20 protein-coding genes are annotated in these 17,278 nt (G+C 72.4%); 8 read left to right on the forward strand and 12 right to left on the reverse strand.

What is annotated here, in order from left to right:
* Window positions 1-59: 59 nt before the first annotated feature.
* Window positions 60-329, forward strand: coding sequence for a chaplin (locus tag ACIRPK_RS21785; RefSeq protein WP_403040925.1), 270 nt, complete (start codon window positions 60-62; stop codon window positions 327-329).
* Window positions 330-425: 96 nt separating this feature from the next.
* Window positions 426-788, forward strand: a complete 363-nt coding sequence (locus tag ACIRPK_RS21790) for a hypothetical protein (RefSeq protein ID WP_403040926.1) — start codon at window positions 426-428, stop codon at window positions 786-788.
* A 69-nt stretch (window positions 789-857) separates the two neighbouring features.
* Here the strand turns inward: ACIRPK_RS21790 and ACIRPK_RS21795 are convergent, their stop codons facing one another.
* Window positions 858-1,532: a hypothetical protein gene (locus ACIRPK_RS21795; RefSeq protein WP_403040927.1), complete on the reverse strand. Its 675-nt coding sequence runs from the start codon at window positions 1,530-1,532 to the stop codon at window positions 858-860.
* A gap of 289 nt (window positions 1,533-1,821) precedes the next feature.
* On the opposite strand from ACIRPK_RS21795, the gene ACIRPK_RS21800 reads away from it, so the two are divergent.
* From ACIRPK_RS21800 to ACIRPK_RS21810, 3 genes are all read left to right on the forward strand, one after another.
* A complete protein-coding gene (locus tag ACIRPK_RS21800) occupies window positions 1,822-2,166 on the forward strand; it encodes a hypothetical protein (RefSeq protein WP_057231624.1) in 345 nt (114 codons plus the stop codon).
* A gap of 82 nt (window positions 2,167-2,248) precedes the next feature.
* On the forward strand, window positions 2,249-2,593 hold the full coding sequence (locus ACIRPK_RS21805) for a hypothetical protein (RefSeq protein WP_057231626.1): 345 nt from the start codon (window positions 2,249-2,251) through the stop codon (window positions 2,591-2,593).
* 170 nt (window positions 2,594-2,763) lie between these two features.
* Window positions 2,764-3,021, forward strand: a complete 258-nt coding sequence (locus ACIRPK_RS21810) for a hypothetical protein (protein ID WP_403040928.1) — start codon at window positions 2,764-2,766, stop codon at window positions 3,019-3,021.
* Between the two features lie 67 nt (window positions 3,022-3,088).
* Here the strand turns inward: ACIRPK_RS21810 and hemB are convergent, their stop codons facing one another.
* The 7 genes from hemB to ACIRPK_RS21845 all read right to left on the reverse strand — a co-directional run bounded on the left by hemB (window position 3,089) and on the right by ACIRPK_RS21845 (window position 10,542).
* Window positions 3,089-4,069 carry a porphobilinogen synthase gene (gene hemB / locus ACIRPK_RS21815; protein WP_403040929.1) on the reverse strand — a complete coding sequence of 327 codons (981 nt, stop codon included), beginning with the start codon at window positions 4,067-4,069 and terminating at the stop codon, window positions 3,089-3,091.
* Window positions 4,070-4,370: 301 nt separating this feature from the next.
* On the reverse strand, window positions 4,371-6,008 hold the full coding sequence (locus ACIRPK_RS21820) for a uroporphyrinogen-III synthase (protein ID WP_403040930.1): 1,638 nt from the start codon (window positions 6,006-6,008) through the stop codon (window positions 4,371-4,373).
* Window positions 6,005-6,994 carry a hydroxymethylbilane synthase gene (hemC, locus tag ACIRPK_RS21825; protein WP_403040931.1) on the reverse strand — a complete coding sequence of 330 codons (990 nt, stop codon included), beginning with the start codon at window positions 6,992-6,994 and terminating at the stop codon, window positions 6,005-6,007. The genes ACIRPK_RS21820 and hemC overlap by 4 nt, the downstream gene beginning before the upstream one ends.
* A 41-nt stretch (window positions 6,995-7,035) precedes the next feature.
* Complete coding sequence (locus ACIRPK_RS21830) at window positions 7,036-8,379, reverse strand: glutamyl-tRNA reductase (RefSeq protein ID WP_403040932.1); 1,344 nt, start codon at window positions 8,377-8,379, stop codon at window positions 7,036-7,038.
* Window positions 8,380-8,413: 34 nt separating this feature from the next.
* On the reverse strand, window positions 8,414-9,274 hold the full coding sequence (locus ACIRPK_RS21835) for a redox-sensing transcriptional repressor Rex (protein ID WP_403040933.1): 861 nt from the start codon (window positions 9,272-9,274) through the stop codon (window positions 8,414-8,416).
* A 131-nt stretch (window positions 9,275-9,405) separates the two neighbouring features.
* The gene (locus tag ACIRPK_RS21840; protein WP_403040934.1) at window positions 9,406-10,116 is read right to left on the reverse strand and encodes an exonuclease domain-containing protein; all 711 of its coding nucleotides are present in this window, start codon (window positions 10,114-10,116) and stop codon (window positions 9,406-9,408) included.
* A gap of 147 nt (window positions 10,117-10,263) precedes the next feature.
* Window positions 10,264-10,542 (reverse strand): glutaredoxin family protein, encoded by a 279-nt coding sequence (locus tag ACIRPK_RS21845; protein ID WP_403040935.1) that lies wholly within the window; start codon window positions 10,540-10,542, stop codon window positions 10,264-10,266.
* Window positions 10,543-10,894: 352 nt separating this feature from the next.
* On the opposite strand from ACIRPK_RS21845, the gene ACIRPK_RS21850 reads away from it, so the two are divergent.
* The 3 genes from ACIRPK_RS21850 (at window position 10,895) to ACIRPK_RS21860 (ending at window position 14,502) form a co-directional block, all read left to right on the forward strand.
* Window positions 10,895-11,782, forward strand: a complete 888-nt coding sequence (locus ACIRPK_RS21850) for an HAD family hydrolase (RefSeq protein ID WP_403040936.1) — start codon at window positions 10,895-10,897, stop codon at window positions 11,780-11,782.
* Between the two features lie 427 nt (window positions 11,783-12,209).
* Entirely contained in the window at window positions 12,210-13,037 is an 828-nt protein-coding gene (locus ACIRPK_RS21855; protein ID WP_403040937.1) for an ECF subfamily RNA polymerase sigma factor, BldN family, read from the forward strand.
* Between the two features lie 259 nt (window positions 13,038-13,296).
* Entirely contained in the window at window positions 13,297-14,502 is a 1,206-nt protein-coding gene (locus ACIRPK_RS21860; protein ID WP_403040938.1) for a DUF5667 domain-containing protein, read from the forward strand.
* A gap of 52 nt (window positions 14,503-14,554) precedes the next feature.
* Here ACIRPK_RS21860 and ACIRPK_RS21865 read toward each other — a convergent pair whose 3' ends face one another.
* The 4 genes from ACIRPK_RS21865 to ACIRPK_RS21880 all read right to left on the reverse strand — a co-directional run bounded on the left by ACIRPK_RS21865 (window position 14,555) and on the right by ACIRPK_RS21880 (window position 17,169).
* Window positions 14,555-15,559: a lysophospholipid acyltransferase family protein gene (locus ACIRPK_RS21865; RefSeq protein ID WP_403040939.1), complete on the reverse strand. Its 1,005-nt coding sequence runs from the start codon at window positions 15,557-15,559 to the stop codon at window positions 14,555-14,557.
* Between the two features lie 7 nt (window positions 15,560-15,566).
* Window positions 15,567-16,598, reverse strand: a complete 1,032-nt coding sequence (locus ACIRPK_RS21870; protein WP_403040940.1) for an NAD-dependent epimerase/dehydratase family protein — start codon at window positions 16,596-16,598, stop codon at window positions 15,567-15,569.
* Between the two features lie 140 nt (window positions 16,599-16,738).
* Complete coding sequence (locus ACIRPK_RS21875; protein WP_003948845.1) at window positions 16,739-16,837, reverse strand: 30S ribosomal protein bS22; 99 nt, start codon at window positions 16,835-16,837, stop codon at window positions 16,739-16,741.
* Window positions 16,838-16,959: 122 nt separating this feature from the next.
* Window positions 16,960-17,169 (reverse strand): helix-turn-helix domain-containing protein, encoded by a 210-nt coding sequence (locus ACIRPK_RS21880; RefSeq protein WP_057231645.1) that lies wholly within the window; start codon window positions 17,167-17,169, stop codon window positions 16,960-16,962.
* Window positions 17,170-17,278: the final 109 nt, after the last annotated feature.

Genomic DNA, 17,278 nt, shown 5'->3' on the forward strand with positions numbered 1-17,278 from the left:
CCCCCCGTACGGGGGCCACCACCCACCCCTCACCTGTGTGATCTAGGAGATCAACCCCCATGCAGAACGTGAAGAAGGCCGCCGCCGTCGGCGCCGCCGCCCTCGGCATCGTCGCCGCCGGTGCGGGCTCCGCCCTGGCCAGCTCCTCCGCCGAGGGTGTCACCGCCGGCTCCCCCGGCGTCGGCTCCGGCAACTCGATCCAGGTGCCGGTGCACATCCCGGTCAACCTGTGCGGCAACAGCGCCAACCTGGTCGGCCTGCTGAACCCGTCGTTCGGCAACTCCTGCGCCAACGTCGAGGCCCCCCCGATGGCCGAGGAGGACTGCTGATCACCCGCTGATCCGCAGTACACCCGTGCGAAGCCCCTCGGTCCGCCGACCGAGGGGCTTCGGCGTCCGTCCAGGCACCACCCAGGAGTTGCACCCATGACGCTCAGGAAGCACCTGTCGCTCGGCCTGCTCACCGCCGCCGCCCTGCTCGGCGCCCCCACCGCCGCCCAAGCGGTCGACCTGCCCGCACCCGGCGGCCAGTTGCAGCCGGTGGACGCGGGCGCCGGGCTCGGCGCGGTGACCGGCGCGCTCGGCCACGGCGTCCGGCCGGCCAAGACGCTCCGGCTCGACCCGTTCGCCCAGTCCTCGGCCGACGTGCTGAACAACGGCCTCGCGCTCGAACCCGACAACGGCCTGCGGCCGGTCTCGACCGCCCCGCTGACCGCCCCGCTGAGCGGTGGCGGCGGCCCGCAGGACCTGCTGCTGGTCGGCGAGGTCACCGACCTGCTGCCCGGCTGAACCCCGCCCGCACACAGCGGAGCCCGGCACCTCCCCGAGGGTGGATGCCGGGCTCTTCCCTACGGTGCGTCAGGACTGGTCCAGCACCTCGCGCATGGTGCCGGTGGTGGTCGAGGTCAGGTCGGCCAGCGAGTCGGTCACCGCGATCTTCTCGCCGCCCTTGCCCAGGCTCGCCTTGGCCCCCGGGATCGCCTGCACCGGCGCGGTGATCAGCTGCGGGTCCAGCTCACCGGCGGTCAGCACGTCGTCGGCGGCCGAACCGGTGCCGCCCTCGACCACGGAGAACGGCTGACCGAGGGTCAGGCCGGGGCCCTGCGCGTTCAGCGGGGCGGCCGGGGCGTCCAGCGCCAGGTCGCCCAGTTCGGTGCTGTGGTCGGCCGTGGGCAGCGGCAGCGCGGCCTGCAGTCGGGGCCCGACCTTGCCGACCTCGACGCCCGGCACCACCCGGTCCGGGATCAGCTGCGCGCCCGGCTTGGCGTCGGGCACCGGCGGCATCAGCAGCGAGGTCGGCACCCCGCCGGACACCTGCCCGCCCTTCGGCAGCAGCGGCAGGTGCTCACTGACGGTCTCCAGCGGGATGGTGAACGGGACCTCCTCGGTGCCCCACTCCTCCTCGATGGAAGCGACCTGACCGGGCGTCACCGGAGTGCCGGCGGGTGCGGCCGCCGCGGCCGCCTGGCCCGCGAGTACGCCGGACCCGACCGCCAGCAGCAACGCGCCGGTCGCCCGCTTGGAGAGCTTCATGCTGTTCACCGTTCTGTCTGTGGAGCATCGGTAGCGGCCGCCGCGCGGCCGAAAGCAATCTGCCTAAACGAGTCAGCGGGGCCCGGGATAGCACGGGTTAACCGGTATGGCCTAATAATCCGACTGCGCAGCCAGGAGTTTGGCGATCCGTCACCGATTTCCGAAGATTCCGCGTAACCTTCGCGCCCGTCATTCTTTGATCTAAATGTCGCAGCCAGGACGGTGTCGGAGGTAATCCCCCCGGACAGGCCGGCAACCGATGTGATTCATCCAGAGAGGTATCTCCACCATGCTCCAGAAGACTTTCGCGGCTGTCGGCCTGGCCGCTGCCGCCCTGGCCGCCACCGCCGCTCCGGCCTCCGCGATCGGCAACGCGGACGGTGCGGCCGGCTCCATCCAGGGCAACGGCGGGACCAATGCCACGGGTACCTGGGGCAACCACAGCCCGAACTACCACGTGCTCGACAACCCCAACATCTGCCTGCCCGAGGTGCACAACATCGGCGTGGGCGTCCTCGGTGTCGCGGTGCCGGTCGAGGTCGCGGCCCTGAGCAACCAGCCCAAGCAGACCTGTGTGGTCGGCGAGGGCACGCTCGGCAGCGGTGACGGCGGCGTCTCCCACCTGGTCGGCTGACCCTCTCGCCGGCCTGGCCCGTAAGGGCCGACTGATCCACCCTGCTCCATCTCTCCCATCAGATCCGAAAAGGAACAGAACAATGATCAAGAAGGCTCTCGCCGCCGTGGGCGTTGCCACCGCTGGTCTGGCCATGACCGCCGCTCCCGCCATGGCGATCGGCGACTCCGACGGTGCCGCCACCTCCATCTCGGGCAACGGCGGCACCAACGCCACCGGCACCCACGGTGACCACAGCAACAACTTCCACACCCTCGACAACCCGAACGTGTGCCTCCCCGAGGTGCACAACATCGCGGTCGCGGTCATCGGTGTCGCGGTGCCGATCGAGGCGGACGTTCTCAACAACGAGCCGAAGCAGATCTGCAACGTCGGCCAGAACACCCTGGGCAGCGGCGACGGTGGCGTCTCCCACCTGATCGGCTGATCCAGCCGACGCACCGGCCGCCGGGCCCGAGGGGGAGCAACTCCCCTCGGGCCCGGCGGTTTTCTGCTGCTTTCGGGTGGCCCGTCGATCTTGCGGCGCGTGCTGCGCGGCGGGCCGCCCGATCTGTGGTCACGTGTAGTCACACTGCTGTCACGCAGAGAGGAACACTGATGAAGAGCATCCTGGGCAAGGCCGCGATCACCGCGGTTGCCACCCTGGCCCTGGCCGGCATCTCGGCCCCCGCCTACGCCCACGTCAGCGCGGGCGGTGGCGCCCAGTTCGCCGCCACCGCCGACGAGCCCTTCCTGGCCGGCGAGGCCTGGGGCCACGCCGAGACCAGCCACATCGAGGCCTGCTTCCACGAGTGGTTCGTGGCGGGCGACGACTGGGCGGCCGGCGGCGCCGAGGGTGGCGCCACGATCGACTGACCTCCGGTCGGCAGGAAGGGGTGTGGGGAACCTGGTTCCCCACACCCCTACCGCGTGCCCCGGGGACTCAGCGCAGCAGCTGCGCCGCCTCGGTGGCCCAGTAGGTGAGGATCTGCCCGGCACCGGCCCGGCGGATCGAGGTGAGCGTCTCCAGGATCAGCCGCTCCCGGTCCACCCAGCCGTTCGCGGCGGCGGCCTCGATCATCGAGTACTCGCCCGACACCTGGTAGGCCGCCACCGGCACCGGCGAGGCGTCGGCGATCTGCCGCAGCACGTCCAGGTAGGCCATGGCCGGCTTGACCATCACCAGGTCGGCCCCCTCGGCGAGATCCTGCTCCAGCTCGCGGAGCGACTCGCGGGCGTTCGCCGGGTCCTGCTGGTACGCCTTCCGGTCCCCCTTGAGCGAGGAGCCGACCGCCTCCCGGAACGGCCCGAAGAAGGCCGAGGCGTACTTGGCGGTGTAGGCCAGGATGCCGACGTCCTGGTACCCGGCCTCGTCCAGCGCGGCCCGGACCACGCCGACCTGACCGTCCATCATCCCGGACGGACCGACCAGGTGGACCCCAGCCTCGGCCTGGACCAGCGCCATCTCCGCGTACCGGACGAGGGTGGCGTCGTTGTCCACGCTGCCGTCCTCGGCCAGCACCCCGCAGTGCCCGTGGTCGGTGTACTCGTCCAGACAGAGGTCGGACATCACCACCAGCTGGTCACCGACCTCGGAGACCACGTCCCGGATCGCCTGCTGCAGGATCCCGTCCGGGTTGGTGCCCTCACTGCCGACCGCGTCCTGCACCTCGGGCACGCCGAACAGCATGATGCCGCCCACCCCCGCCTCGACCGCCTCCGCGGCGGCCCGGCGCAGGGTGTCCCTGGTGTGCTGGACGACCCCCGGCATCGACCCGATCGGCCGCGGCTCGCTGATCCCCTCCCGCACGAACGCGGGCAGGATCAACTCGGCCGGATGCAACCTGGTCTCGGCGACCAGCCGACGCATCGCCGGGGTGGAACGCAGTCGACGCGGACGGACCTGCGGAAACTCAGCGGACACGGGCTTCTCTCCTAGGCACACGTATCGGACGGCAGGGGCTCGCGCGCTGCCGATGTGCGACTCCGCCGCGTGGGCGCCGCCGAACTTCTTGGCAGACGCTTCGGAAGAGTCAGGGGCTCGGGGAACTGCGACGCCGGCCTCGGACAAGGTGATCGCCGCGTAGCTGGTCAGGGACTTTCGCAGTGACCCGAACGCCAGACCTCCTCGCAGTTCCCCGAGCCCCTGGACCGTAGACCTGGAGCGCCTGCCAAAAGTGCAGCGCCGAGCCCCTGGGCCGTGGCACCGGAGCGCCTGCCCAAAGTTACCGGGCCTTGCGGCGGGAGCCCGGGCGGCGCTCGCTGGGGCGGTAGACCGGTTCGCCCGCCGCGGTGGCGGTGTCCCGGCGGCCCGCACCGAAGTCGGCCAAGGCCTGCGCCAGCGCCGCGGCCGAGGGGGCCGGGGCCATCACGTCCACCCGCAGGCCGTGCTCCTCCGCGGTCTTCGCGGTGGCCGGGCCGATACAGGCGATGATCGTGACGTTGTGCGGCTTGCCCGCGATGCCGACCAGGTTCCGGACGGTCGAGGAGGAGGTGAAGAGCACCGCGTCGAAGCCGCCGCCCTTGATCGCCTCCCGGGTCTCGGCCGGCGGCGGCGAGGCGCGGACGGTCCGGTACGCCGTCACGTCGTCCACCTCCCAGCCGAGTTCGACCAGGCCGGCCACCAGGGTCTCGGTGGCGATGTCGGCGCGCGGCAGCAGCACCCGGTCGATCGGGTCGAACACCGGGTCGTACGGCGGCCAGTCCTCCAGCAGACCGGCGGCGGACTGCTCGCCGCTGGGCACCAGGTCGGGCTTGACGCCGAAGTCGACCAGGGCCTGGGCGGTGGTCTCGCCGACCGCCGCGACCTTGATCCCGGCGAACGCGCGGGCGTCGAGCCCGTACTCCTCGAACTTCTCCCGGACCGCGCGGACCGCGTTCACCGAGGTGAAGGCGATCCACTCGTAACGGCCCGTCACCAGGCCCTTGATCGCGCGCTCCATCTGCTGCGGGGTGCGCGGCGGCTCGACCGCGATGGTCGGCACCTCCTGCGGTACCGCGCCGTACGAGCGGAGCTGGTCGGAGAGCCCGTGCGCCTGCTCCTTGGTCCGGGGGACGAGCACGTTCCAGCCGAACAGCGGCTTGGTCTCGAACCACGAGTGCGAGGAGCGGTGGGCGACCTGCTCGCCCACCACGGCTATCACCGAGGTGGCCGGGTCGACCGGGGCGGAGACCGGCGAGGGCAGCACCCGGGCCGCCTTCAGGTCGGCCGCGATGGTGGTCAGGGTGGCGGTGAAGGTGCGCTGCCGGGTGGTGGTGCCGGACAGCGTGGCCGACAGCGGCGACTCCGGCTTGCGGCCGTTGGCCACCAGCGCGGCGGCGGTGGCGGGCAGCTGACCCAGCGTGGTGCGGACCACCAGGGTGGTCTCGGGCGCGCCGAGGTCGACGGTCTGACCCGCCAGCAGGCCGGCCCCGTCCACGAACCGGACGTCCGCGCCGCGGCTGCCGCGCAGCGGCACCCCGGCGTAGGCCGGCACGCCGACCGACTGGGCGACCCCGGGGATCACCTCGAACGGGATCGCGGCCTGGGCGCAGCCGAGCATCTCCTCGGCGGCGCAGCCGTCCAGGCCGGGGTCGCCGTCCACGGTGCGGACCACGTGCTTGCCGGACCGGACGGCCTCGGCGACCACGGCCGCGACGTCCGGGCAGTCCTCGCCGACGGTGCTGTGCACCACGACCCCGACCGGGCAGTGGGTGCGCACGGCGGCCGCGGTGAGCGGGTCGGCGATCAGCACGTCGGCGGAGGCCAGCACGTCCACGGCCCGCAGGGTGAGCAGGCCCGGGTCACCGGGGCCCGCACCCAGGAAGGTGCAGCGGCCGGCCGGAGCGGCCGGGGTGTGCGCGAGGTTGGCGGCGGCGCTCATCGGGCTCGCTCCCCCATCAGGTTGGCCGCTCCCGCGTCGAGCAGCCGCTCGGCGAGCGCGTGGCCGAGGGCCACCGCCTGCCGCTCGGCGGTCTCGTCGAGGACGAGCGGACCGTTGGCGGTCTTCTTCAGCAGGGTGGCGCCGTCGACGGTGCCGACCACGCCCTCCAGCCGCAGTTCGGTGCCCTGCCAGGTGGCGAGGGCGGCTACCGGCGCGGAGCAGCCGGCCTCCAGACGGGCCAGCAGGGCGCGCTCGGCGGCCACCGCCACCCGGGTCGGCAGGTGGTCCAACTCGCCGAGAATCAGCGCGAGTTCAGGGCTCACGCACTCGACGGCCAAGGCGCCCTGGCCGGGGGCCGGGAGCATCAGCTCGGGGCTGAGGTGCTCGGTGATCTCGGCGCTCCGGCCGAGCCGGTTGAGCCCGGCGGCGGCCAGCACCACCGCGTCCAGCCCGCCCGAACCCACGTAGCCGATCCGGGTGTCCACGTTGCCGCGGATCGGGACGGTCTCCAGGGCGACGCCCCGGGCGTGCGCCCAGGCGTTCAACTGGGCCATCCGGCGCGGCGATCCGGTGCCGATCCGGGCGGTGTGCCCGGCCAGCTTCTCCACCAGCTCGGTCAGGCTCAGGCCGTCCCGCGCGATCAGCGCGTCCCTGCTGTCCTCGCGCTCGGGCACGACCGCCAGCAGCAGGCCCTCGGGGGCCGCGGTGGGCAGGTCCTTCAGCGAGTGCACGGCCAGGTCGATCCGGCCCTCCAGCAGCGCGTCGCGCAGTGCGGAGACGAAGACCCCGGTGCCGCCGATCTGGGCCAGCGCCTCCCGGGAGGTGTCGCCGTAGGTGGTGATCTCCACCAGCTCGACGGGGCGCCCGGTGACCCGCTCGACCGTGCGGGCGACCATGCCCGACTGGGCCATCGCAAGGGCGCTCCGGCGGGTGCCGAGGCGCAGCGGCTGCGACTGGCCGTCGCTGCTGCTCTGTTGACCATTCATGAGGTGATCGTCCCGGTCATGCTCGTGGGCTGGCTGGTGGTTCATCGGGGGCTTCCCCCCGCGTGGGTGGGGTCGGCCTTGGCCTGTGCGCCGATCGGTGTGCCGGACACAGCCTGCACTGCCGACGGGTCCAGGTCGAACAGCTCGCGGAGGGCGTCGGCGTATCCGGCCCCGCCGGGCTCGGCGGCGAGCTGCTTCACCCGGACGGTCGGGGCGTGCAGCAGCTTGTCGACCACGCGCTTGACGGTCTGCGAGACCTCGGCCCGAGTGCGCTCGTCCAGGTCGGGCAGCCGGGTGTTGAGGCGGCCGAGCTCGCCCAGCACCACCTCGGAGGCCATCTGCCGGAGCGCCACCACGGTGGGCGCGATCCGGGCGGCGCGCTGGGCGGCGCCGAAGGCGTCCACCTCGTCCGCGACGATCCCGACCACGGCGTCCACGTCCCCGGCACCGGGGGTGGCGGCGTGCGCCTGGGAGAGGCTCTCCAGGTCGACCAGCAGCGCGCCGCCGAGCTCGTGCACCGCGTGCTCCACGTCGCGCGGCATCGCCAGGTCGAGGAAGGCCAGCGGAGCTTCGGCCGTCCTGGTCGCGGTCGCTGCGGCGACGTCCTCGGCGGTGATCACCACACCGGCCGCGCCGGTGCAGGAGATCACCAGGTCGACGTCGGCGAGCGTCTCGCGGACCTTGCCGAAGTCGACCGTACGGGCGCCCAGGTTGGCCGCCAGCCGGTCGGCCCGCTCGGCCGTCCGGTTGGCGATCAGCAGGTCGCCGACACCGGCCCGGACCAGGGTGGCGGCGGCCAGCGAGCTCATCGAGCCGGCGCCGACCACCAGGGCGCGCTTGCCCGCGATCTCCCCGGCCCCGGCCGCGACCTGCTCCAGGCCGAAGGTGACCAGGGACTGGCCGGCCTTGTCGATGCCGGTCTCGCTGTGCGCCCGCTTGCCGACCCGCAGGGCCTGCTGGAACAGCTCGTTCAGGCCGCGCCCGGCGGTGTGCTCCTCCTGGGCGCGGGCCAGCGCGTCGCGCAGCTGCCCGAGGATCTGGCCTTCGCCGACCACCATCGAGTCCAGCCCGCAGGCCACCGAGAAGAGGTGGTGCACGGCCCGGTCCTCGTAGTGCACGTAGAGGTGCGAGGTGAGCTCCTCCAGGTCCACACCGCTGTGGTGGGCGAGCAGCAGGGAGAGCTCGGCCACCCCGGCGTGGAACTTGTCCACGTCGGCGTACAGCTCGATCCGGTTGCAGGTGTTGACCAGGGCGGCCTCGCCGACGGCCGGTGAGGCGGCGGTGTCGTGCAGCAGCCGGGTGGGCACCTGACCGGTGAGCGCGGCGCGTTCCAACAGGCCGACGGGCGCGCTGCGGTGGCTCAGACCGACGACGAGAAGGCTCATGCCCGCCCCCAGGGGTTGCGGATCTGCTGGCGGCTCACGCGGGCATCACCGCGGAACGCTCGCCCTCGGTGCCCTTGGCGGGCTTGCCCTTGACCGGCTCGGGCTTGGCGGCACCGGCCGCCCGACGGAGCTTGGCCGCGGCGGCCCGGACCGGGCCCGGGGCGCGGTCGAGCACCGAGTCGCCGTGCCCGGCCTCCTCGCCGGCCTTGCGCTGCTCGTGGAAGGCGAGGATCTGGAGCTCTATCGAGAGGTCCACCTTGCGCACGTCCACGCCGTCCGGGACGGTCAGCACGGTCGGGGCGAAGTTCAGGATGCTGGTGACCCCGGCCTCGACCAGCCGGTCGCAGACCTGCTGGGCGGCACCGGGCGGGGTGGTGATGACGCCGATGGAGACGTGCTGGCTCTCCACGATCGCCTCCAACTCGTCCATGTGCCGCACCGGGAGACCGGCGGCGCTGTTGCCGACCACGGTCGGGTCTGCGTCCAGCAGGGCGGCGACCCGGAAACCGCGGGAGGCGAAGCCGCCGTAGTTGGCGAGCGCGTGGCCGAGGTTACCGATTCCGACGATGACCACGGGCCAGTCCTGGGTCAGCCCCAGCTCGCGGGAGATCTGGTAGACCAGGTACTCCACGTCGTAACCGACGCCGCGGGTCCCGTACGAGCCGAGGTAGGAGAAGTCCTTGCGGAGCTTCGCCGAGTTGACCCCGGCCGCGGTGGCCAGTTCCTCGGATGAGACGGTGGGCACCGAGCGCTCGGACAGCGCGGTGAGTGCCCTCAGGTAGAGGGGAAGGCGGGCGACGGTCGCCTCCGGGATGCCCCGGGCACGCGAGGGTCGGCGCGCGGCGCCCGGCTCGGGCGTCTGCGAACTGCTCTGGGTGGATCGGCCGATTGCCACGGTGCTCCTGTGGGTGAAGCTGGGCTTTGGCAGCCAGGCTATGCGTTTGTGAACGTGTGCACAAAGATGGTGTCCGATTTGTCCGGGCACAGTGACGCGCATCACGCCGGATGTGCGACAGTGTGCGCCACTCATCGCTCCGCGCCCAGAGCAGTGAGCACCAGACCTGGCGGCTCGACACCCTGCGGCCACGGGCCGTACGGCGCCTCGCGGCGGATCAGCGGCAGCGCACCGGCCTGACGCTGGGACAACGCCCGGCCCAGCCGGGGCCAGGGCAGCCCGGCGGCCTCGGTCAACGGCGGGGACCAGTCCGGGCGCGCGCCGGTGACGTACCGGAGCAGGTCCGCGGTCGCCTGGGCGTCGCCGAGCGCGGTGTGCGCCGGGTACCAGCCGAGCCCGGCCGCCTCGACACAGGCCGACAGGCCGTACCCGCCCGCCCCGGCCAGATGGGCCCGGGCCAGGCGCAGGGTGCAGAGCGTCGGTATCGACGGCAACGGGACCCCGATCCGGGCGAACTCGCGCTCCAGGAACGCCTGGTCACAGCTGACGTGGTGACCGACCAGCACCCGCCCGGCCAGCAGCTCCAACAGGGCCGGGGCAACCTCGCGGAACCGCGGTGCACCGACCACGTCGGCCTGGCTGATCCGGTGCACATGGGTCGGCCCGACCGGCCCGACCGGGTCGATCAGGGTGCAGAACTCACCCTCGGCCCGGAGTTGGCCGTCCAGCAGCACCACGGCGATCTCGACCACCCGGTGCCGCCACGGACTGCGGCCGGTGGCCTCGACGTCCACGACGGCGAAGCCGCCCGCGCCGGGCGGCAGTTGTCGGCCGGGAAGCATGAATGCCCTCCTCCGTCATCCAGCCCCCGGCGGACAGAAACGTTTTAGATCGTAAGCTGACGAATTGGCGTTTCCTAAGCCGATCTTCATTTTTGCAGGCAACGATTTGGCGAAGCACCCCCGCCGATCGGAGGGGCTGCCGTGGCGTCAGGCGCCGAGCGCCGCGCGCAGCCGGCGTTCGTCGACCCGCCAGAAATCGTGCTGCTTGCCGTCGATCAACGTCACCGGGATCTGCTCCCAGTACTTCCGGTACAGCTCCTCGTCCTGGGTGATGTCCCGCTCCTCGAAGGTGCTCCCCAGCTCCCCGGTCACCCGCACGATCACCGCCCGGGCGTCGTCGCAGAGATGGCACCCGGGCTTCCCGATCAGGGTCACCGTCCGCTCGGCGGGCTTCTTGCTGGCATCACGTCGCAACAGTGGGGTCACCGCCCCATTCTGGCCCAAGGGCTCGGGGCTGCGCTTTCGGCAGGCGCCCAAGCACCTACGGTCGGGGGCTCGGGGCTGCACTGTGGGCAGGCGCCCAGCCGTCAACTACCCAGGGGCTCGGGGAACTGCGAGGAGATCTGGCGTGCGGGTCACTGCGAAAGTGCCTGACCACCTACGCAGCGATCACCTTTCCCGAGGCCGGCGTCGCAGTTCCCCGAGCCCCTGGCTCCGTAGCGGGCCGAGCACCTGCCAACAGCACAGCCCCGAGCCCCTGGCTCCGTAGCGGGCCGAGCACCTGGGGGTTGCGCCTGCGTTCAAGTGCCGGTCACACGGGCTGGCTATGCTCGGGGCCATGGTCGCCCTCAGAAGGCTCACCCACGTACGGCGCTCCCCCAGTGAGCAGTCGGCCCTGGCCGGCGAGGCCGCCGCCGCTGCCGCGGAGGACCACACGCCGACCCCGGACGACCCGAGGGCCGCCGCGTTCTTCGACTGTGACAACACCATCCTGCGCGGTGCGGCGATCTTCTACCTGGGCATCGGCCTGTACCGGCGGAGGTTCTTCACCCGCCGCGACATGGTCAGGTTCGCGTGGCAGCAGGCGTGGTTCCGGCTGCACGGCGCCGAGGACCCGGCGCACATGGCGGACGCCAAGGACCGGGCGCTCGGCCTGGTGGCGGGCAAGCGGACCGCCGAGCTGGAGGAGATCTGCGAGGAGATCTTCGAGGACGTGATCACCCGGAAGATCTGGCCCGGCACCCAGGCCCTGGTGCAGCTGCACCTGGACGCCGGGCAGCGGGTCTGGCTGGTCACCGCGGCCCCGCAGGAGGTGGCCAGGATCATCGCCCGGCAACTCGGCATGACCGGGGCGCTCGGCACGGTGGCCGAGGCGGTGGACGGGGTCTACACCGGCCGGCTGGTCGGCGGGCTGCTGCACGGCGAGGCGAAGGCGGCGGCGGTCACCGCGCTGGCCCGGCGGGAGCGGCTGGAGTTGAGCCGGTGCGCCGCGTTCAGCGACTCGGCCAACGACATCCCGATGCTGGCGCTGGTGGGCCACCCGTACGTGGTGAACCCTGACTCGGCGCTGCGGCGCCACGCCCGGGCCAACGGCTGGCGGGTGCGGGACTTCAGGACCGGCCGCAAGGCGGCCAGGATCGGCCTGCCCACCGCGGCCGGCCTGGGCGTGCTGGCCGGTGCGACCGCCGCCGCGGTGGCGCTCCGACGTCGGCGCCGGGCGGCCTGACGTCCGGTCAGCACGGCGCCGGTGGCGGCTCACTCTTAAGGGCGAACTCCGGCGCCGGATCCGGGTGCTCCGATCGTGTCCGACCGTGACCGGAAGCGATCGTTCGGAGACTTGGGAAAGTCGGGGGTTGCCGGGGCCAGAACCCGGGAATCGGGCCCGTCACCTCCGGAAACTGTCACCTGGTGCACACGGGCGATCACTTTGAGTCGAGCGACTGGCGCCAGGTTCGGTCAGTTCCAGCCGCATATGCATGGCAAGCGGATCTCAAACGACCACTTCGGCCACAGGGTGTAGCTGTCATTGCACAAAGCGTTATTCTCTCCTGGATGCACGCCACCCACACGTCCCCGTTGACGAGGGGTCAGTCGGAGTGTGCTCTCCGCGCAGGCGGAGGTGATCCGTCCACAGTTCTGCCTCTGGGAGTCCCGTGTACCCACCCGTCCGGAACGACGCGCCTGCCTCCTCCCGCCCGTCGCCCGCCAACTTCCGCCGCGGTACACACCTCGACCGACTCCGGTCCGCGATCCGCGAGTTCGAGCTGTACGTGCCCCAACCGGCCCTGGCCGGCGTCCCGTTGGCGGGTGGGGTGGCCCTACGCTCCTCCACCACCACGGGCGGCACCGGCACCCGCAGCAGGGTCGGCACGGGCACCGGCCCCGGTTCCCGCAGCAGGGCCAGAACCACGCCCACGCCCGGGCTCGAGTCCGAGCACAACCCGATCATGGAACTGGTCGAGCGGGCCCAGGCCGGCGAGAGCGAGGCGTTCGGCCGGCTCTACGACCATTACTCGGACACCGTCTACCGCTACATCTACTACCGGGTCGGCGGGCGGGCCACCGCCGAGGACCTGACCAGCGAGACCTTCCTGCGCGCGCTGCGCCGGATCGGCACCTTCACCTGGCAGGGCCGGGACTTCGGCGCCTGGCTGGTGACCATCGCGCGCAACCTGGTGGCGGACCACTTCAAGTCCAGCCGGTTCCGGCTCGAGGTCACCACCGGCGAGATGCTCGACTCCAACGAGTGCGAGCGCAGCCCGGAGGACTCGGTGCTGGAGTCGCTCTCCAACGCCGCCCTGCTGGACGCGGTGCGACGGCTCAACCCGCAGCAGCAGGAGTGCGTCACGCTCCGGTTCCTGCAGGGGCTCTCGGTGGCCGAGACGGCCCGCATCATGGGCAAGAACGAGGGTGCCATCAAGACCCTGCAGTACCGGGCGGTGCGGACGCTGGCCCGACTGCTGCCACCCGACGCCCGGTGACCGCGATAGCTGACCATGCGTCATATCAACTGCCTGGTCTCCACGGTCGGGTGAACGAGCGGTCACATGCTCTGCTTAATGCGGAAGAGGGGCCGTGCGTAACCGACGCCCTGCCCTGCTCGTTGGCCAACGTGCAAGCCCCCGCCGGGCCGTCGGTCAAGCAGGATCGGCCACGCTCACCCGATGGAGTGGTTTTGGCCCGCCGAGGCAACCGTCCGGCAGGCCGGGGAGTCCACAACGACGAAGGGAGGTGTGGCCCGTGACGGCAAACATGCTCGAGCACCGGCGGGTGAGGGCCTTCGCCGAGGCGCTGGAGGCCCACCACGAAGAGCCCCACCAGGGGGACCGGAGACCCGGCAGCAGTCGGCCCGGCGGCTCCACCGCGATGGCGGAGCTGCTGACCATGGCGGACGCCCTCGGCGCACTGCCCGAGCCCGAGCTCAGCACCGAAGCCAGGACGCTCCAACGCGCCCAGCTGATGGCCGCGTTCGAGCGCGACTGGACGGGCAGCCCGGCCGCGCGGGTGCCGCAGCAACGCAGGCACCGGGCGGTCAGGTCCGGGGCCCGGCTGCGCTGGGGCCGGCGGCTGGCGATCGGCGGTCTGGTGGCGGGCGTCGCGGTCGGCGGTTTCGCCGGTGCGGCCGCCGCCAGTTCCAACGCCCTTCCGGGGGACACCCTCTACGGCATGAAGCGCGGTCTCGAGGACCTCCGGCTGAGCTGGGCCGGTTCCGACTCCGAGGTCGGGGCCCTGCTGCTGGACCAGGCCTCGACCCGGCTGGAGGAGGCGCAGAGCCTGCTCGGCCGGGCGGACACCGGCACCACGTTGAGCCCGGCCACGGTGGAGCAGGTCCGCCGCGCCCTGGACGACATGCACACCGAGGCGGTGAAGGGCCGGGAGCTGCTGCGCTCGGTCTACCGGAGCAACGGTTCGCTCGCCCCGATGCGCAAGCTGGCCGGCTTCGCCGACGGCGAGGACGAGCGCTGGGCGACCGTCCAGGGCCGGCTGCCCGCCCAGCTCACCGGTCAGGCCAGCAAGGTGAACGAGCTCTTCGACGACATGACCGAAGACGTCGCACCGCTCCGGCTGGCCCCGCCGGCGGCCAAGGGCGGCGCGCCCGCCGCACCCGGCGGCGCGCCGCAGTCCTCCACCGGCGGCACCTCCCCGGCCGCCGGGGCCGGCGCCGGCTCGGCGGACCACCCGCGCACCGACCCGGGCCGGCCCAACACCGGTACGGGTCAGGGCGCCACCACGCCGAACGGCAAGGCCAGCCCCGGTCTGCTCGACAAGCTGCTGCCGGGCGTCACCGGCGGCGGTGCGGCCTCCCCGGCCGCCGGTACGCCCGAGCGGGCCGCCGAGGCGCCCGCACCGGCCGCGAGCGACCCCGCCCAGGACCAGCCGCCGACCCAGGAGCTGCGCATCCCCGCGCTGATCCCGGGCCTGCTGCCGGAGATCTCGCTGGGCTGAGCGCACCGAAGCGGTGGGCCGGAGGATGCTCCGGCCCACCGCTGACGCATGCTCAGAAGAAGACCGACCGCCGCTGCACCAGCAGCTTGTACAGGGTGTGCTGGATGGTCTCCCTGACCTGGTCGGTGAGGTCGAAGACCAGCATCGGGTCGTCCGCCGCCTCCGGCGGGTAGCTGTCGGTCGGGATCGGCTCGCCGAACTGGATGGTCCACTTGGTCGGCAGCGGGATCGCGCCGAGCGGCCCGAGCCAGGGGAAGGTCGGCGTGATCGGCAGGTACGGCAGCCCGAGCGCGCGGGCCAGCGTCCGGGCGTTGCCGATCATCGGGTAGGTCTCCTCGGCCCCGACGATCGAGCACGGCACGATCGGCACCCCGGCCCGCAGCGCCGAGGCCACGAAGCCGCCCCGGCCGAACCGCTGGAGCTTGTACCGCTCCGCGAACGGCTTGCCGATCCCCTTGAAGCCCTCCGGCCAGACCCCGACCACCTCGCCGCGCTCCAGCAGCGCGGCGGCGTCCTCCCCGCAGGCCAGCGTGTGCCCGGCCTTCCGGGCCAGCTCGCCGACCACCGGCAGCACGAAGACCAGGTCCGCCGCGAGCATCCGCAGGTGCCGCCGCCGGGGGTGGTGGTCGTGGATGGCGATCTGGGTCATCAGCGCGTCCAGCGGGACGGTGCCGGAGTGGTTGGCGACGATCAGCACCCCGCCCTCGGCCGGGATGTTCTCGATCCCCCGGACCTCGACCCGGAAGTACTTCTCCGCCAGCGGGCGGAGCATCGAGAGCAGCACCTCCTCGGTGAGCTCCCGGTCGAAGCCGAACTCGTCCACCTCGTAGTCGCCGGTGATCCGGCGCCGCAGGAAGGACAGGCCGCCGGCCGCCCGCTGCTCCCAGCCCTTGCCGAGCGCCCGGGTGGCGGCCGAGCCGAGCGGACCGGCCAGCGCGCCGCCGACCGCGTCGGCGATCCGGTCCGCCAGGGCGGGCCCGGACGGCTCCGGCTGCCAGCTCGGCGCGGACTCGATCGGGATCACCTTCGCCTGCGCGGCGTCCCTCGCAGCGGTCATCTCGGCCTCAGCTCCTCGGAGGGTTCTGACGGGTCAGCAGCCCCGCCAGCCGGTCGGTGGCGGCGGCCAGCCGCTCGGGCGGCAGCAGCCCGCCGGTCTGCGCGGCGGCGAAGTCGGCGAACGCCTGGGAGGTGGTCATGGTCGGGCTCCAGCCGAAGCCCTCGCGCAGCTGGGTGGTGTCCACCACCCGTCCGTGGCTGAGCAGTTGGATCTGCTCCGGGGAGATGTCGGCCAGACCGGTCCGCCGGGCCAGGCCGGCCGCCACGCCGAGCGCGGGCCCGAGCAGCGGGACGGTCGGGCGCCCCAGCCGGCGGGCGCACTGGGAGAGCAGCAGCACGCCGTCCCCGGCCACGTTGTAGGTGCCGGGCCTGGGCTCGGTGGCCGCCAGGTGCAGCAGCGCGACCGCGTCGTCCTCGTGCACGAACTGCAGCCGGGGGTCGCGGCCGAGCACGGTGGGCAGCACCGGCAGCGCGAAGTAGTCGCAGAGCGGGGTGTCCCCGGCCGGACCGACGATGTTGGCGAACCGCAGCACGGTGACCGCCACGTCGGGGCGGCGCCGGGCGAAGCCCCGGACGTACCCCTCGACCTCGGTGGCGTCCTGGCCGAAGCCGCTGCGCGGCAGGGCCTTGGGCGGCATCCGCTCGCCGAACACCGCCGGGTCGCGCGGGGCGGAGCCGTAGACGGCGGTGGTGGACTTGACGACCAGTCGGCGCAGGCCGGGTGCCTTCTGGCAGGCCCCGAGCAGCTGCATGCTGCCGATGACGTTGGTCTCCTTGGCGGCGGCCCGGCCGCCCCGCACCCCGGCGCTGACGTCCAGGTGCACCACCGTGTCCACGTCGTACTCGGCGATCACCCGGGCCACGGCGGGCCGGCGCAGGTCCACCCGGACGTACTCGACACCGTCGGCGGTCATCCCGCCCCACGGCTCCCGGCTGTCCACCCCGACCACCCGGTCGATCCCCGGCCGACCGGCCAGCCGGGCGGCGAACCTGGCCCCGAGGTGCCGGGCCACGCCGGTGACGAGCACGACCTTGCCCACTGCGCCGCACCCCTCTCGAAAGCCCTGCACGCACCGTATCGCGCCGGGCTTCGATCCGGGCAAACGACAGCGCCCGCCCCGGCCTGAGCCGGGGCGGGCGCTGTCGGTACACCTGGCGCGCAGGGCGCGGCCGTGGGTGCCTACTTCTTGTTACGACGCTGAACGCGAGTGCGCTTCAGAAGCTTGCGGTGCTTCTTCTTGGCCATACGCTTGCGACGCTTCTTGATGACAGAGCCCACGGAACTACCCTCGCTCACTGAGACTCTCGTCCGTGAGAGACGGAGTCCATACGACTGACGGAGGGCCTAGCCTACCCGCCACTGCGGTGAAGCCGTAATCGTGCTCCGAAGAGGCCCCAGCTCTACGCGCTCTCAAGGCGCACGTAGGACTCCCTGAGGTACTCGTGGACGGCCTGCTCGGGGACTCGGAAGGAGCGGCCGACCCTGATCGCGGGCAGCTCTCCGCTGTGCACCAAGCGGTACACCGTCATCTTGGACACCCGCATGACCGAGGCAACCTCCGCCACGGTCAAGAAGACGACCTCCTGCAATGGGCGTTCGCCGGAACTCATGACCCTCACCCGACCCTTACCCGTGTGCAAGGCACCGACTTCCCCTTCGGTGACTCCACCGGCACACGTGTATCCCCAGAGTAGTTAAGGGTGGTACCAGTGGGAAGAG

The organism is Kitasatospora sp. NPDC101801, from assembly GCF_044766665.1.
GTDB lineage: Bacteria > Actinomycetota > Actinomycetes > Streptomycetales > Streptomycetaceae > Kitasatospora.